General features: G+C 61.7%; 13 protein-coding genes, 1 tRNA gene and 3 pseudogenes. 10 read left to right on the forward strand and 7 right to left on the reverse strand.

The window, feature by feature from the left end; all coding sequences use genetic code 11:
• The first annotated feature begins 460 nt into the window (after positions 1-460).
• From ACCAA_RS19980 to ACCAA_RS19995, 4 genes are all read left to right on the forward strand, one after another.
• Positions 461-997 carry a hypothetical protein gene (locus ACCAA_RS19980; RefSeq protein WP_186409005.1) on the forward strand — a complete coding sequence of 179 codons (537 nt, stop codon included), beginning with the start codon at positions 461-463 and terminating at the stop codon, positions 995-997.
• 21 nt (positions 998-1018) lie between these two features.
• Positions 1019-1225 (forward strand): type II toxin-antitoxin system HicB family antitoxin, encoded by a 207-nt coding sequence (locus tag ACCAA_RS19985; protein ID WP_186409006.1) that lies wholly within the window; start codon positions 1019-1021, stop codon positions 1223-1225.
• The gene (locus ACCAA_RS19990) at positions 1218-1433 is read left to right on the forward strand and encodes a type II toxin-antitoxin system HicA family toxin (protein WP_186409007.1); all 216 of its coding nucleotides are present in this window, start codon (positions 1218-1220) and stop codon (positions 1431-1433) included. The genes ACCAA_RS19985 and ACCAA_RS19990 overlap by 8 nt, the downstream gene beginning before the upstream one ends.
• A gap of 522 nt (positions 1434-1955) precedes the next feature.
• Complete coding sequence (locus ACCAA_RS19995) at positions 1956-2435, forward strand: VOC family protein (RefSeq protein ID WP_186409008.1); 480 nt, start codon at positions 1956-1958, stop codon at positions 2433-2435.
• Positions 2436-2671: 236 nt separating this feature from the next.
• Here the strand turns inward: ACCAA_RS19995 and ACCAA_RS20000 are convergent.
• The 3 genes and pseudogenes from ACCAA_RS20000 to ACCAA_RS20010 all read right to left on the reverse strand — a co-directional run.
• Positions 2672-3013: pseudogene (locus tag ACCAA_RS20000) on the reverse strand (nucleotide pyrophosphohydrolase); the annotation flags it as partial.
• On the reverse strand, positions 3013-4005 hold the full coding sequence (locus ACCAA_RS20005) for an HpcH/HpaI aldolase/citrate lyase family protein (protein WP_186409010.1): 993 nt from the start codon (positions 4003-4005) through the stop codon (positions 3013-3015). The pseudogene ACCAA_RS20000 and the gene ACCAA_RS20005, both read right to left, overlap by 1 nt.
• A gap of 44 nt (positions 4006-4049) precedes the next feature.
• Complete coding sequence (locus ACCAA_RS20010; RefSeq protein WP_186409011.1) at positions 4050-4919, reverse strand: SPFH domain-containing protein; 870 nt, start codon at positions 4917-4919, stop codon at positions 4050-4052.
• Positions 4920-5117: 198 nt separating this feature from the next.
• Here ACCAA_RS20010 and ACCAA_RS20015 point away from each other — a divergent pair, with 198 nt between their 5' ends.
• Positions 5118-5738: a glutathione S-transferase family protein gene (locus tag ACCAA_RS20015; RefSeq protein WP_186409012.1), complete on the forward strand. Its 621-nt coding sequence runs from the start codon at positions 5118-5120 to the stop codon at positions 5736-5738.
• Between the two features lie 43 nt (positions 5739-5781).
• Here the strand turns inward: ACCAA_RS20015 and ACCAA_RS20020 are convergent.
• Positions 5782-5853: transfer RNA gene (locus ACCAA_RS20020), tRNA-Arg, on the reverse strand.
• Positions 5854-5991: 138 nt separating this feature from the next.
• Between ACCAA_RS20020 and ACCAA_RS22800 the strand changes: the two are divergent.
• The 3 genes and pseudogenes from ACCAA_RS22800 to ACCAA_RS22810 all read left to right on the forward strand — a co-directional run.
• Positions 5992-6492 (forward strand): annotated as a pseudogene (locus ACCAA_RS22800) (ATP-binding cassette domain-containing protein); the annotation flags it as partial.
• A 540-nt stretch (positions 6493-7032) separates the two neighbouring features.
• Positions 7033-7344, forward strand: a pseudogene (locus ACCAA_RS22805) (ATP-binding cassette domain-containing protein); the annotation flags it as partial.
• Between the two features lie 195 nt (positions 7345-7539).
• On the forward strand, positions 7540-7911 hold the full coding sequence (locus ACCAA_RS22810; protein ID WP_425394507.1) for a hypothetical protein: 372 nt from the start codon (positions 7540-7542) through the stop codon (positions 7909-7911).
• On the opposite strand, the gene ACCAA_RS20030 is transcribed toward ACCAA_RS22810, so the two are convergent.
• Complete coding sequence (locus ACCAA_RS20030; protein ID WP_222104818.1) at positions 7908-9095, reverse strand: benzoate/H(+) symporter BenE family transporter; 1188 nt, start codon at positions 9093-9095, stop codon at positions 7908-7910. The two genes, ACCAA_RS22810 and ACCAA_RS20030, sit on opposite strands and share 4 nt — an antisense overlap.
• A 722-nt stretch (positions 9096-9817) precedes the next feature.
• Between ACCAA_RS20030 and ACCAA_RS20035 the strand changes: the two genes are divergently transcribed.
• On the forward strand, positions 9818-11080 hold the full coding sequence (locus ACCAA_RS20035; RefSeq protein WP_186409015.1) for a hypothetical protein: 1263 nt from the start codon (positions 9818-9820) through the stop codon (positions 11078-11080).
• A 240-nt stretch (positions 11081-11320) separates the two neighbouring features.
• Positions 11321-12649, forward strand: a complete 1329-nt coding sequence (locus ACCAA_RS20040) for an NYN domain-containing protein (protein WP_186409016.1) — start codon at positions 11321-11323, stop codon at positions 12647-12649.
• Positions 12650-12847: 198 nt separating this feature from the next.
• On the opposite strand, the gene panD is transcribed toward ACCAA_RS20040, so the two are convergent.
• Both panD and panC read right to left on the reverse strand, forming a co-directional pair.
• On the reverse strand, positions 12848-13231 hold the full coding sequence (panD, locus tag ACCAA_RS20045; RefSeq protein WP_186409017.1) for an aspartate 1-decarboxylase: 384 nt from the start codon (positions 13229-13231) through the stop codon (positions 12848-12850).
• A 56-nt stretch (positions 13232-13287) separates the two neighbouring features.
• Positions 13288-14133, reverse strand: a complete 846-nt coding sequence (panC, locus tag ACCAA_RS20050; protein ID WP_186409018.1) for a pantoate--beta-alanine ligase — start codon at positions 14131-14133, stop codon at positions 13288-13290.
• Positions 14134-14141: the final 8 nt, after the last annotated feature.

Below are 14141 nucleotides of genomic sequence, written 5' to 3' on the forward strand. Positions count from 1 at the left end.
TCATCAAGAGCAACAGGAAGTCCCGCAGAGTAATTGAGACGCCGGTATACCAGTACCCGTAGTAGTCCATGCATGCCCAACAAGTCCCTCCAGCCGACGCCCTTGCCTCCGCTTCGCGCCGGCATTACGACGGCTTGGCTTTCACGTTGGGCGTCATAGAGTCTTGATTGGGAAAAATGGGGAACGAACCACAATTACTCGGCCTAAGCCGGAGATCCAGGCGACCGGAGCGCATAAAGCCGCGTCGGTCGGCTGAGCTTCGACCTTAGGCGTCGCGGATCCCGCAGTTCCGCTCGGTACCCGATGGCGAGTCGCGCACTGTGGTATCTTTACCGGTAACATTCCCGCTCGGAGGCGAGGAAGCAAGGAATCTCCTCTCCCTGCAGCCCGCCCTAGGCGCGCGGTCAGCCTCTCGTCGGTATCCAACGTCAATCCGTAGACCACACGCTGGGAGGCGCTTATGACCATGGAAAACCCTTATCAACCCCCGAGATCCGTCGTCAGCGACGTTCCCGTCGAGTCAGAGAACAACTCAGGCGGGGGGAGCAACATAGTCTTGCCGGATGGCGTCAAGGGATGGTCTTGGGGAGCTTTCTTCTGGAACTGGATCTGGTCCATCTTCAACAAGACATGGATTGGCCTTCTCGCGCTGGTACCCTATGTAGGCTTCATATTCGCGTTCTACCTCGGCTTCAAGGGCAGAGAACTCGCTTGGAGAAACAAGCGATGGGAAAGCCTGGAGCACTTCAATCGAGTGCAGCGGTCCTGGTCCAAGTGGGGACTGATCATCTTCGTAGGCGTCGCCCTTCTGGGCATCGTGGCAGCCATCGCCATTCCCGCCTTTCAGGGCTACGTCATTCGCGCACGCAGTGGGGCCAACCATTCGTTCCAGCGGACCGCGGGCAGGCTGCGCTTACCCGTGCCCTCCGCCCTTCGGGCTTCGGCGGCCCCTGAATTCAAACGTTGGTCACCGATATCCAGTTTGCGAAACAATTAACGCTTTCAAAGGAACAAGGCCATGGAACTCACCGCTGTTCTCACGCATGCCGAGGAGGGTGGCTATATCGCCCTCAATCCCGAAACGGGCACCACAACCCAGGGTGAAACTGTTGAAGAGGCAATTGCAAATCTAACGGAGGCTACAGCACTCTATTTGTCTGAGTTTCCTCTTCGCGCACCAGGTCATCCCTTGGTGACAATGTTTAGCGTACCCGCTCATGCCTAAATTGCCGCACGTCTCCGGAGCCGACGCGATAAAAGCGCTTGAGCGGTTGGGTTTCGTGCGAGTTCGCCAGACCGGCAGCCACGTCATCATGCGCCGGGGGGCACGAGCTTGCGTGGTTCCAGCTCACAGCGAAATAAAAACTGGAACCCTTGCTGGTGTTCTCCGTCAAGCTGACGTTTCTCCGGAAGAATTTATCGCGGCACTGTGAGCCTGGTGCCCAACAATTCGCTGCCGGCGCGACGGCCCTGATGGGCCGCAGCCTGAGCTCAAACGTTGGGCGCACGCGGGGCAGGCCCATGAACCCGCCGTGGACCCAGCAGTCGACGCTACAGGATGTGATGCCCTGGCTGGTCGAGGTTTCGGGCCTCGATCCGGGCGCGGCTTCCTCGCTCGAGAGCCCGGTTGGTAGTTGTGCCGGGCTGGCGGGTGCCTGAAGCCGAGTCGAATGCCTGTCGCTGCGGCAGACGATGCCCGATGTGGGCAGTGGCAGGATTGACGCCGGATTCAACCCCGGTTCGAGGCGAACGGGCCTCACAGCTTCTGGGCACTGACATCTCGTCGCCGATCAAGGATCGTTTTGCTGACATGATCAGTGAGCCCCCGGCGACGATCGGGACCGGCATTGGCCCCGAGAAGCAACTGGCGCTTCCAGGTTCGGCGCTACTGGTTGACCCATGAGTAAGCTTGCGCAGGTAGGATTCACGTAAAGGATAGCGAATGGAGAACGAATATGGTCCCCAAGAATACGATCTGTCTCTGGTACGACGGCACGGCCTTGGACGCCGCGAAGTTCTACGCCGAGACGTTCCCGGACAGCGCGGTGGGAACGGTCCATCGCGCCCCCGACGACTATCCCGCGGGCAAGCAGGGCGATGTCTTGACGGTAGAGTTCACGGTGATCGGCACCCCTTGTCTCGGCCTGAATGGTGGCTCGACGTTCAAGCACAACGAGGCTTTTTCGTTTCAGGTTGCAACTGACGACCAAGCCGAAACCGATCGCTTGTGGAACGTGGTGGTGGGCAATGGTGGTCAGGAGAGCGCCTGTGGCTGGTGCAAGGATAAGTGGGGCCTCTCGTGGCAGATCACGCCGCGCGCGCTCACTGCCGCCATCGCTGATCCCGATCGCGCCGCAGCCAGGCGCGCTTTCGAGGCGATGATGCAGGTGAGAAAGATCGACACCGCGGCGATCGAAGCGGCCCGGCGTGGCTAATGCTTCTTGATCGCCAAAGGATGTGATGCCCCGGCTGGTCGAGGTCTCGGGCTCGATCAGGGCGTGACTTTCACGCTCGAGAGCCACGAGTCCTGAAACCCCGTTGATGTAAAAGTCGCGTCAGCGACTCAAGAATCTCCCTTCTTCGCGGTGCGGGGCCGGGAAGGAGGTAGATGGTCATGACTTTCTTTGCCGGTGGTGTCCTGCAAAGTCATGATCGTTTGGGCGTTGGCATAATATTTCCAGCTCGATCCATGGCTGACTGCGGCCGGGTACTTGGCAGCGTTCTTGACCAGTTTGGCTCGTACGGCTTCTTCCAGATCGATGCCGGCCTTGTCGGCAATCAGCAGCAGGTAGATCAGGACGTCGGCACATTCGTCGCGCAGCGCTTCCTGCTCCGGGGCGCTGTCGGACAGGGCGATCATCTCGGCATCGCTCTTCCATTGCGTCAGTTCGAGCAACTCGCTGGCTTCGAGATTGAGCGAAACGATCAGGTTGCGCAAGCTGTGGAACTGCGCCCAGTTGCGTTCGTCGCGGAAGGCGAGCACTTTCGCTGTCAGTTCCGGCAGCAAGCTCATCACCGGCCTCCGGCGAAGAAACGCTGCACGGCTTCATCGGGAAGGCGCATTCCGGTTGCCTGCGCGCGCGCCAGCAGTTCCCAGTAGTAGCGATACGAGGCGCGGTCGTGCAGTAGTCCATGATGCTGGATTGGCCCCCAGCCGCAGTCCTGGGCGGCGATCAGGATCGCGGCCGCCGTCTCCACCTCGGAAAAGTCAGGGCGCATCGCTTCGACGATGGGCATGATCTGATTTGGATGAATGCTCCACATGCGCAGATAGCCGAATTCGTTGCGCGCCCGCTCCGCATTCAGGCGGATGACATCGAGGTCGCGGAGTTCGGTGGTGACGTTGTGCGAGGGCACGACGCCGTTGGCCAGTGCGGCGGCGGAGATTTCACACTTGGCGCGGACCACCAGCGGATGCTCGAACTGTCCCGGGCTTTTCATCGCCGAACCAGGGATCGCGCCGTGGTGCGCGCTGACAAAATCCATCAGCCCGAAGTCGAGTGATTCGACGTCAGGAATCGCCGCGATGTCCCACACTTCACGCAAGGCACCGTGCGTCTCGATGAGGACGTGCACCGGAATCGGGCGGTCGACGCCGGCGGCGGCCAGCACGCGGTGCAACTCGCGAAGTTGGGTCCTGACGTCGGCACTGCCGCTCACCTTGGGCAGTGTCACATAGGCCAGTCGTTGGCCGGCGCGGGCGACGATGATCTCGATATCCTGTTGCCAGGCGGGGTGGCCGATGTCGTGGATGCGCGTGCCGACTCGCCCGTGCCGGTTAGCGGCCGACATGATCAACTCGGCGACCATTTCCGCATGCTGGCGGTCGGCGCCGGTCGACGCGCCATCCTCGCAATCACAGGTGATGTCGAAGATCGGGCCCAACTGATTCTGTAGCTGCAGGGCCTTGGTGATCAGTTTTTCGGAGCCGGCATAGTGGTCGACGGCGGGCATCATCGGAAACGGCTTTTCGCCTGCGAACAGGACTTCGCTGGGGTGGCGCATGGAATTTTGGCTGTATGGGGTTTTCGGGAGTTCGTTATTCTAGCCTAGCGCGACAGCGAAAGTACCGGCTGCGTTTCCGACTCCGAGACCAGCACGGTGAGCAGGTTGCTGGTCAAGTGAATTCGATCCGCGTCGGAGAGGACGACCACACCGTCGGCCTGCAATTTGTCGAGCGCCATTTTGACCATGCCAACCGCGCCTTCAACGATCAGTTGGCGAGCTGCGATGACGGCGGCGGCCTGTTGCCGGCGCAACATCGCCGAGGCGATTTCCGGCGCGTAGGCGAGGTGGGTGATTTTTGCCTCGATGATCTCCAGTCCAGCGAGTTCGACGTGCAACTGGATCGTTTCGGTGAGCATCCGCGCGACGGCAATGAGATCGCCGCGGAGTGAATTGCGACCGTCGTGGTCGCCGTCGTAGACGCGGGTGCTGATCACGGCGCGGATCGCCGACTCGCCCTGGATGGCCAGGAAGCTGGCGTAGTCTTCTACTTCGAAGCTGGCCTTGGCGGTGTCGTTCACCCGCCACGCGATGACGGCGGCGACCTCGATCGGGTTACCGGCCATGTCGTTGACCTTGAGCGTCGGGGTATTGAGATTGACCACGCGCAGCGAGATGTTCTGCCGCTTGCAGAAGGGATTGAACCAGAAGAAGCCGCTCTCGCGAATGCTTCCGGAATAGCGCCCGAAGAAAATCAACACGCCGGCGATATTGGGTTGCAGGATAACGAATCCCTTGCTCAGAAAGCCCAGCAGGACGAGCCCGAGAATCGCCGCGACAGGCGGCTCGCCGCGCTGCACAATGCTGCCCAGAAAAAGCCAGATGACGCCAGCCAGGGCCAGCAGCCACAGGAAAAGCGCCAGCCACCCGGAGAGGTAGTGCGCTTCCTTTTCAAGGATGGTTTCACTGCTCATCTCGTCGCTCCGTTTCAAAATCGACCGCCATGGGTCGTCGCGCCAAGCGCTAGCGGACAGTCGCTGACCACGCCGGTGAAGTCCTGGCTCTTGCGTGAGCTGCCTTGACCTGGCTGAAGATGCCAAGGATACTTGCCGTCGCGCGGTTGCGCGGCTGAATTCCCCCCTTTCGGGGGCTTCCACTCAGAGGAGAGTTCAATGAAAGCTTATGTTTTCCCGCTATCACCCAATGCGCGCAAGGTCATGGCGGTCGCAGCGCACCTCGACTTGCCGCTCGACTACCAAGTCGTTGATCTTACCAAAGGGGAAAGCCGTACGCCGGAATTCCTGAAGCTCAACCCGAATGGCAAGATGCCGGTGCTGGTCGATGGCGACTTCGTGCTCTGGGAATCGAACGCGATCATGCAATATCTGGCGAGTCAGAAGCCGAACGGCTTGTGGCCCGATGACGCACAGGTCCGCGCCGACATCTGCCGCTGGCAGTGCTGGCAACTCTCGGAATGGATGCCGGCTTGCGGTCCCTTGTTATGGGAGAACCTCCTCAAGGCCATGCTGCAACAGGGATCGCCGGACGGCAAAGTGGTGCAGAATGCCGAAGCGAATTTTCTGCGCACGGCGAGCATCCTTGATCAGCATCTCGCGCAACGCGACTATCTGGTGGGCGACGACGTGACGCTGGCGGACCTGGCCATGGCGGCTCCACTCGAGTATGCCGCTGCCGCGAAGATGCCGTGGGCCAGTCATGAGCATCTGCAACGATGGTATGCACGCATCGACGCACTGCCGGCGTGGCAGAAGACCAAGCCGCGAATGGGATGATCTGGATGACTTGAGGGGCCCGCTCGCCGGGAAACCGAGCGGGTCCCCTCGACAGGAATCGAACCTGTATCCCACGCTTAGGAGGCGTGTGCACTATCCATTGTGCTACGAGGAGCAGGGGCCGTATTGTAGCCGCTGCCTGCCGATTGCGCCAATCGAGTATTCCCGCCAGGGGGCTGACGAGCATCATTCCGGCGCAGTCAGTGGCGACCCTGCTTCAGTCTTGCCCATCTACCGGAACCGATAAGCACTCATGCCCTACCTGATTCTCTCCGACGCCTCGCTCGCTTTTGGCCATGTGCCGCTCCTCGATCATGCCGACTTCCAGCTTGACCCCGGCGAGCGTGTAGCGTTGATCGGTCGTAACGGCACTGGCAAGTCCTCACTGCTGTGTGCTCTGGCCGGCAGCGGCGCGCTCGACGACGGCAAGGTGTGGCAGCAGCCGGGTCTGCGGGTCGGTTATGTCCCCCAGGAGCCGCCTTTCAACCCTGATCTGACGGTCTTTGAAGCCGTGGTGGCGGGCATGGGTGAGTTGTCGCTCCTGCTCGCCGAATACCACGCCGTCTCGCACGCACTTGGCGAAGCAGGCGCCGATCATGAGGGTCTTCTTGAGCGCATGCATACCCTGCAGACGGAACTCGATGCGCGCCATGCCTGGTCGTTCGAGGCGCAGGCCGAGCGCGTCATTCAGCGCTTCTCGCTAGAAGCCGACGCATTGGTCGGGACGCTTTCCGGGGGGCAGAAGAAGCGCCTGGCGCTGGCGCAGGCGCTGGCCGTTTCGCCGGAACTGTTGCTGCTCGACGAGCCGACCAACCATCTTGACATCGGCGCCATCGAATGGCTCGAGGAGATGCTGGTTTCTTCGGGCGTCACGCTGGTCTTCATCACCCATGACCGCCGCTTTCTCGAGCGCGTCGCGACACGTATCGTCGAACTCGATCGCGGCCGCCTGCTGTCGTGTCCCGGCAGCTTCAGCGAGTATCAGGCGCGCAAGGAGGCGATGCTGCACGACGAGGCGATCAACAACGCCCGCTTCGACAAGTTTCTGGCACAAGAGGAAGTGTGGATCAGGCAGGGGATCAAGGCGCGCCGGACGCGCAACGAAGGGCGCGTGCTGCGCCTGGAGCAACTGCGCCGGGAGCGTGCGGCCCGGCGCGAACGACAGGGAAAGGTCGACATGGCGCTCGACGCCGGGGTCAGGAGCGGCAAGCTGGTGGCCGCGCTCGAACACGTGGGAAAAAGCTTCGGCGACAAGAGGGTGGTGCGCGATTTTTCGTGCCGCTTGCAGCGCGGTGACAAGATCGGCGTCATCGGCCCCAACGGAGCCGGCAAGACAACGCTGCTCCGTCTGATCCTGGGCGAACTGGCTCCCGACCAGGGTAAGGTGCATCTCGGGACAAAGGTGGAAGTGGCTTATTTCGACCAGTTCAGGAGCAAGCTCGATGAGCAGGCGACGCTGATCGACGTCATTTCGCCGGGCTCGGATTTCGTCGAAATCGGCAACCAGCGCAAACACGTGATCAGCTATCTCGGTGATTTTCTCTTTGCCCCGCAGCGTGCGCGTTCGCTGGTCAGTTCGCTCTCCGGCGGCGAGCGCAACCGCCTGCTGCTGGCCCGCCTTTTTGCGCGGCCGGCGAACGTGCTGGTGCTCGACGAACCGACCAACGACCTTGACATCGAAACGCTCGAACTGCTCGAGGAGTTGTTGCAGGACTACAGCGGCACGCTTTTTCTGGTCAGCCATGACCGTGCCTTCATCGACAACGTGGTCACGCAGACCATCGCTGCCGAAGGTGACGGCGTGTGGCGGGAGTACGCCGGCGGTTATCAGGACTGGGCCAACTATCAGGCCACTCGCCGCGCGGACGAGACCCCGGCGACGAACGCCGCGAAACGCGGTGGTGATTTGCCCCCGGGCGAGGCGACGAAGCCAACCCGGCAGAAAGCCGCCGCTGCCGGCAAGCTGTCGTGGAAGGAGTCACGCGAGCTGGCCGAGCTGCCGCAACGCATCGCTGCCCTCGAAGCCGAGCAGGCGTCGATCGGCGAGCGTCTGGCCGACCCGGCGCTGTACCAGTCGCAGCCGCAGGAAGCGCAACGGCTGTCGACACGTTCAAGCGAAATCGACGAGCAACTGCTCCTCTTGCTCGAACGCTGGGAAGCGCTCGAGGGCTAGGCGGGCCGCTTTGCCGGCGTCGTTCGCAGAACGATGAGCGCCGCCACCCCAGCCAGCAGCCCCCAGAAGGCGGAGCCAATGCCGCCCAGCGCGATTCCCGAAGCGGTGACCAGAAAGGTCAGCAGCGCCGGTTCGCGCTCGGCTTCAGGGGCCAAGGCCGCGGCGAGGCCACTACCGATCGTTCCGAGCAGCGCGAAGCCGGCGATCGCCACGACCAGTTCCCTGGGGAAGGCGAGAAAAAGCGAGCCAACGGTGGCTCCGAAAATCCCGATCAGCAGGTAGAAAGCGCCGGCGGCCAGCGCGGCGACGTAGCGCCTGGCGGGGTCTTCGTGCGCTTCACGGCCCATGCAGATCGCTGCCGTGATCGCTGCCAGGTTGAGGGCAAAGCCACCAAAAGGGGCGAGCAGCAGGTTGGCGGCGCCGGTCCAGCCGATCAGTGGCGAGATCGGCACCTGATAGCCCGAGGCGCGGATGACGGCTACGCCGGGGACATTCTGTGAGGCCATGGTGACCACATACAGCGGCAGCGCAACGCCGATCAGCGCTCGCCACGAGAAGGACGGGACGGTGAACACCGGTGTCGCCAGCTCGAGCCGGATGCCGTCCACGCGCAGCAGTCCCTGCAGCGCGGCGAGTCCGACGCCAAGGACCAGGGTGACGACGATCGCGTAGCGCGGCACGAGCCGGCGGCAGATCAGGTAAGCGCAGAACATCGGGAAGACCAACGCGAACTGGCTCGTCATGGCGACGAAGGCATCCAGGCCGAAGCGCAGCAGGACGCCGGCGAGCATGCCTGAGGCGAGCGAGATCGGAATCCGGCCGATCATTCGTTCGAACCAGCCACTGAATCCCGAGACGGTGATCAGCGCCGCCGAAACGAGAAAAGCGCCAATGGCTTCGGGCATCGAGACGCCCGAAGCACTGGTGATCAGCATCGCCGCGCCGGGCGTGGACCAGGCGGTCAGAATCGGTACCCGGAAGCGTAGCGACAGCGCGATGCTGGTCAGACCCATGCCGATCCCCAGCGCACACATCCAGGACGCGATCTCGGCCGCCGTCGCGTGCAACGCCTGGGCCGCCTGGAAGACGATCACCGCCGAACTGGTGAAGCCGACCAGAACGGCGACGAAGCCGGCGATCACCGCTGAAGTGGAAAGGTCCTTGATGAGCTGCATCGATCTCATTCCTGCCGAGTGGGTGGAGTGGTGCGCGCGTCGGCTCAAGAGTCGGCGAGCCTTGCGGTGAGCGCTTCACGAATTTGCCGTAGCGCTGCCTGAACTGGCTCCTGCGCCTCAGAGGATCGTTTCATGGCGCGCCTGAAAGCTGGTCGAGCCGACGCTGCCGAACCGTCGGTGAGTGACCATTGGTTCGGGCGACGATGTCGGAAATCTTTACACCTGGCTTACGCGCTTCTGATCGGCCAATCAGCGTTACCTTGCTTGTCATTCGCCGAGTTGTCCTGGAAAAGTGGGACATGATGGCCAAAAACGGCAGGAAATGTCGCGTAATGTGGGATTTTGTACGCATGAGCCTGCGGCGGTAAGGTCATTCACTGTCGACAATTTTTACAGACCTGATTGGAAATCCTGGTCCTTGCGATTGCCAGTCGCCGAACAGAACAATAATCATCAATTAAATAGGGTTATTGGATATTTGACCTACTTCCGGCATGGTTTATGCCTGTCTCTTGCTTGGAGAATCCACCACCCAAACGGCTAAATGTAGCCAGCACGCTTGATCGGGTGGTTTTCACGTTCGTTCGATTTGATCATCTTGGAGAGGGGTCATGAATGAATTTTGGTGAGTGTAGATCTGGTCATGCAGGTTTTCCGGTCCTGGTTAATCCAGGTTGGACCATCAGTCGATAGAGCAAGACATTACACGAATGTCGAGAGGGTATGAAACCATGAACACGAAGAGAAGCAGCAAGAAGCTGGCGTTGGCGGTGACCTTGGCTTGCACAGCCTGGGGTGCGAACACTGCGATGGCGGCCACGGACGCAGAGATCGTCACCGCTATCGAGGCCGGTCTCGGCTACCTGAGCTCAACACAGCAAGCGGGAGGATACTGGAACTATGGTGGCTACGAGCCTGCGGTTACCGGCGCTGCGGCCTACGCCATGCTCACCCAGCAGAGCCATTGGGGCGCCAATGCCGCGGCCTATCAAGCGCAGGTTGACAAGGCCGTCGCTTATCTCCTCAGCACTGCCAGTGCGACCACCGTCAGCACCCGCAACGACGGCGTTAACATCTGCGGTGGCGGCAGTTGCACGGCGGTTTACTGGAATGCCGCCGGCAATGAAGACAGCTATACCACCGGGCTGATTGCACCGGCGATTGCCCTTTATGCCAAGAACAATCCAGGCGCTGTCGCAACGACGACCGGCCCGCTCGCCAACATGACCTGGAAGGACATAGCGCAAGGCATCACCAACACCTGGGCGGCAAGCCAGAGCACGGCCAACCAGGGTGTCTTGATCGGCGGCTGGCGATATGGTCTCAACGACGGCTACGATTCGGATATGTCCACCACCCAGTGGGGGATCATCTCCCTGATCTACGACCAGACCCTGGGCGCCATCACTCCAGGTATCACCAAAACCGATCTGGCCAAATGGCTCAATTTTGCTCAGGACCACACCACTGGAGCGGGGTGCTACCAAGGACCCAACAGTGGGCTTTGCGATCACAGCGACACGGGCGGTCTGCTGCTGGGCCTGAATCTGGTCGGCGGCCCCGCCGCCGACGTGAACCAGGCGCTAGGCTTCCTCAACGCCAATTGGCAACAAGGAGCGTTCGGCACCTGGTATGGCAACTTCGGCCATCCCTACGCCACGTGGTCGGTGTACAAGGGGCTTGAAACCACCATCGGGCTGGGCAACATGACCGCTATCACCAACTTGCTGCCCGGTAACTGCGGCAATGATAGAGGCACGGACTGCAACTGGTGGCAAGACTACAACGAGTGGCTGGTGAGCAATCAGCAGGGTGACGGGCACTGGGTTGGCTACAGTTACTGGGGCGATCCGCTGGCCACCGCTTTCTATCTGCCGATCCTGGGTGGCACGGAGATCCCGACCCCGAACCCGGAACCGGGAACTCTGGTGCTGTTGGCTGGTGCGCTGCTCGGCCTGGTCCCGCTCGCACGCAAGCGTAACGCCAGGAGCTGAGACCTGGTTTGCAGGCAGCAAGGGGCGGGGGGAGACTCGCCCCTTTTTCGTTGACCGTGCCGACGGTCCCTTGTCGCATGGGCAAGCCCGTCGAAGCGGTCAGTATGAGCCCTTGGCCTCGCCCGGCCTCATCCGGCGCAGGGTTTCCCTTGCTTCCTGCCGGTAATTGTTTACCATCCAGGCGATGGACTCCATGTCCAGTGCCCGTCGGGTATTCCGTCTGATTGTGGAGAATGAATCATGGCCGTAGCGCCCGAAAACGCCATCATGGCGTTGTATTGTGACTTCGAAAACGTCGCCCTTGGCGTGCGCGATGCGAAGTACGACAAGTTTGACATCAAGCCGGTCCTGGAACGTCTCTTGCTCAAGGGCAGTATCGTCGTCAAGAAGGCGTATTGCGACTGGGAACGCTACAAGGGTTTCAAGTCGACGATGCACGAGGCGAGTTTCGAGTTGATCGAAATTCCGCACCTGCGCCAGTCGGGCAAGAACTCGGCCGACATCCGCCTGGTCGTCGATGCGCTGGACCTCTGTTACACCAAGTCCCATGTCGATACCTTCGTGATCATCAGCGGCGATTCGGATTTTTCGCCGCTGGTCTCCAAGCTGCGGGAAAACGCCAAGTACGTGATTGGCATCGGCGTCAAACAGTCGACTTCGGACCTGCTGATCGGCAATTGCGACGAGTTCATCTTTTATGACGACCTGGTCCGTGAGAGCCAGCGAACGGCGAGGCGAGATTCCAAGGAGGCTCAACCCGCGGTTCGGCGCTCGCCGGAGGAAGATGCGCAGCGCAAGGCTGAGCTCGAGGCGCGCAGGAGCAAGGCCATCGAACTGGCGGTGGCCACCTTTGATGCGCTCGTCGCCGAGCGCGGCGACAGCAGCAAGATCTGGGCGTCGATGCTCAAGGAAGCGATCAAGCGGCGCAAGCCAGACTTCAGCGAGTCGTACTACGGTTTCCGGGCTTTTGGCAATCTGCTTGAGGAGGCACAGGCACGCGGCCTGCTCGAGATTGGTCGTGACGAAAAGTCAGGGACCTATGTCCAGCGCAGCAACGGCATCGTCGCACGCCTTGAGTCGGCGGCGGAAGTAGTCGCTGAAGCCATGCCGAGTGCTGCGGCTGAACCGCCAGTCGAGAGCTCGCCTGGCGAGGAGGCAGGCGAGCAGCCTGGCGCGCGGCAGAAGGGGCAGGGCAGGCGGAAGGCAGCCGAGAAAGGCGTCAGACGGCCGAGGGAGGCGAAGGAGGTCAAGCAAGAGGCTTCGTTTGCCGCCGAGCCGAACGCGCCCGCCGAGGCAGGCACCGAGATGGCGGTCTTCGGCGAAGTCGAAGGGCCAGCGACACCCGACTCCCTGCCGCTTGTCGCGACGTCCGACAGCGAGGCGCCGGCAGCCGAGTTCAAGGCGGTCGAGGTCACGCAGGAAGCGCGCGATGGGTCGGAATTGGGGGGGGCTGCAGAAGTGGCGGAGTCGGTTGCCACTGAGGAGGCAGCCGACGTCAAGCCGGCCAAGAAGCCGGTCAGCCGTAGTCGTCGGCCACGCAAGCCGAAGGAGGCGCCGGAAGCGGTCTGAGATGCGGGCCTGAGACGCGCGCCCATGTTCGGTTGGGGTGAGCTTGCGAACCCCAACGTCATTCCCACCCTGAAACGTTGGGGTTCGTTCCTCACCCCAGCCTAAAACATTAGCCTGGCTGAAGCACTGTGCCCCTCCGGAACAAAAATGCCGCGACCATGGTCGCGGCATTTTCACGTGCTGCGGCGGCAATCGCCCTCAGGCAGCGGCTTGCGTCGGGATCTGGCCAGCTATGCGCACAATGCGGTTCTGGGTATCGACGTAGATCAGGTGCGGAGCGTAGTTGGCGAGTTCGACCTCGTGATACACCGCGAAGCTGGCAATGATCAGGATGTCACCCGGCGCGGCGCGGCGTGCAGCCGAACCATTCACCGAGATGACGCCGGACCCGCGCTCGGCGCGCAGGGCGTAAGTCGTGAAGCGCTCGCCGTTGTTCACGTTCCAGATGTCTATCTGTTCGTATTCACGGATGTTTGCTGCATCGAGAAGGTCCTCGTCGATCGCACATGACCCTTCATAGTGAAGCTCGGCGTGCGTGGCGCTTACGCGGTGCAGCTTCGACTTCAACATTGTTCTCTGCATGGATTCACCAGTTTTGCGTGGGGGGGAAGCGCATTGTAGCGGCTAATGGCTGCCTGTCAACGGCTGCCGACAGCGTCGATTTCGACGTTATCGATCAGTCGCGCCGAGCCCAGTCGGCTGGCTGCAAGCACGACCAGTGCGTGCTCTTCGCGGGGTTGCGGACGCTGCAGGTCAGCCTGTCTGCGCACGGCGACATAGTCGGTTTTCCAGCCGTGCTGGTCGAGTTCGCTGGCCGCTTCCCGTTCGAGCCTGGCGAACTCGCGTTCGCCCGCCCGCACCGCTGCGCTGACCTGGTTCAGGACGCGGTGCAGGCGTGGCGCTTCGGCTCGCTCGGCTGACGACAGGTAGGCGTTGCGCGAGGAAAGAGCCAGACCATCGTCGGCACGGACGGTCTCGCCACCGAGGATGTCGATCGGCAAGGCCATCTGGCGCGTCATGTGGCGCAGGACCATCAGTTGTTGATAGTCCTTCTTGCCGAACAGGGCTACCTGTGGCTGCGTGATGTTGAATAGCTTGAGGACGACCGTGGCGACGCCACGGAAGTGGCCGGGGCGGAATTCGCCATCGAGCTGATGGGCAATTTCGGGCGGGTCGACATGGTACTGCTGTGGCTCGGGGTAGAGGTCGGCCTCGGTCGGCGCGAACAGCAGGTCTACTCCGGCGGCGGCAAGCTGGTCGCAGTCGGCCTGAAAGGTGCGCGGATAGCGGTCGAAATCGTCATTCGGCCCGAACTGGAGCCGGTTGACGAAGATGGTGGCCAGCACCGTGTCCCCGTGCGAACGCGCGCTGGTCATCAGCGCGATGTGGCCGGCGTGGAGGTTGCCCATGGTCGGCACCAGGACGATGCGGCCACGGTTTGTCAGCGCGGCTCGCATTTCAGCGATGGATGAGTGAATGTGCATGGCTTTCA

Source organism: Candidatus Accumulibacter aalborgensis (assembly GCF_900089955.1).
In the GTDB taxonomy this organism is placed as follows: Bacteria; Pseudomonadota; Gammaproteobacteria; order Burkholderiales; family Rhodocyclaceae; genus Accumulibacter; species Accumulibacter aalborgensis.

Bases quoted from the DNA above. Each gene is read 5' to 3' on its own strand.
- ACCAA_RS19980 (WP_186409005.1), top strand. From the start codon at position 461: ATGACCATGGAAAACCCTTATCAACCCCCGAGATCCGTCGTCAGCGAC.
- ACCAA_RS19985 (WP_186409006.1), top strand. From the start codon at position 1,019: ATGGAACTCACCGCTGTTCTCACGCATGCCGAGGAGGGTGGCTATATC.
- ACCAA_RS19990 (WP_186409007.1), top strand. From the start codon at position 1,218: ATGCCTAAATTGCCGCACGTCTCCGGAGCCGACGCGATAAAAGCGCTT.
- ACCAA_RS19995 (WP_186409008.1), top strand. From the start codon at position 1,956: ATGGTCCCCAAGAATACGATCTGTCTCTGGTACGACGGCACGGCCTTG.
- ACCAA_RS20005 (WP_186409010.1), bottom strand. From the start codon at position 4,005: ATGCGCCACCCCAGCGAAGTCCTGTTCGCAGGCGAAAAGCCGTTTCCG.
- ACCAA_RS20010 (WP_186409011.1), bottom strand. From the start codon at position 4,919: ATGAGCAGTGAAACCATCCTTGAAAAGGAAGCGCACTACCTCTCCGGG.
- ACCAA_RS20015 (WP_186409012.1), top strand. From the start codon at position 5,118: ATGAAAGCTTATGTTTTCCCGCTATCACCCAATGCGCGCAAGGTCATG.
- ACCAA_RS20030 (WP_222104818.1), bottom strand. From the start codon at position 9,095: ATGAGATCGATGCAGCTCATCAAGGACCTTTCCACTTCAGCGGTGATC.
- ACCAA_RS20035 (WP_186409015.1), top strand. From the start codon at position 9,818: ATGAACACGAAGAGAAGCAGCAAGAAGCTGGCGTTGGCGGTGACCTTG.
- ACCAA_RS20040 (WP_186409016.1), top strand. From the start codon at position 11,321: ATGGCCGTAGCGCCCGAAAACGCCATCATGGCGTTGTATTGTGACTTC.
- panD (WP_186409017.1), bottom strand. From the start codon at position 13,231: ATGCAGAGAACAATGTTGAAGTCGAAGCTGCACCGCGTAAGCGCCACG.
- panC (WP_186409018.1), bottom strand. From the start codon at position 14,133: ATGCACATTCACTCATCCATCGCTGAAATGCGAGCCGCGCTGACAAAC.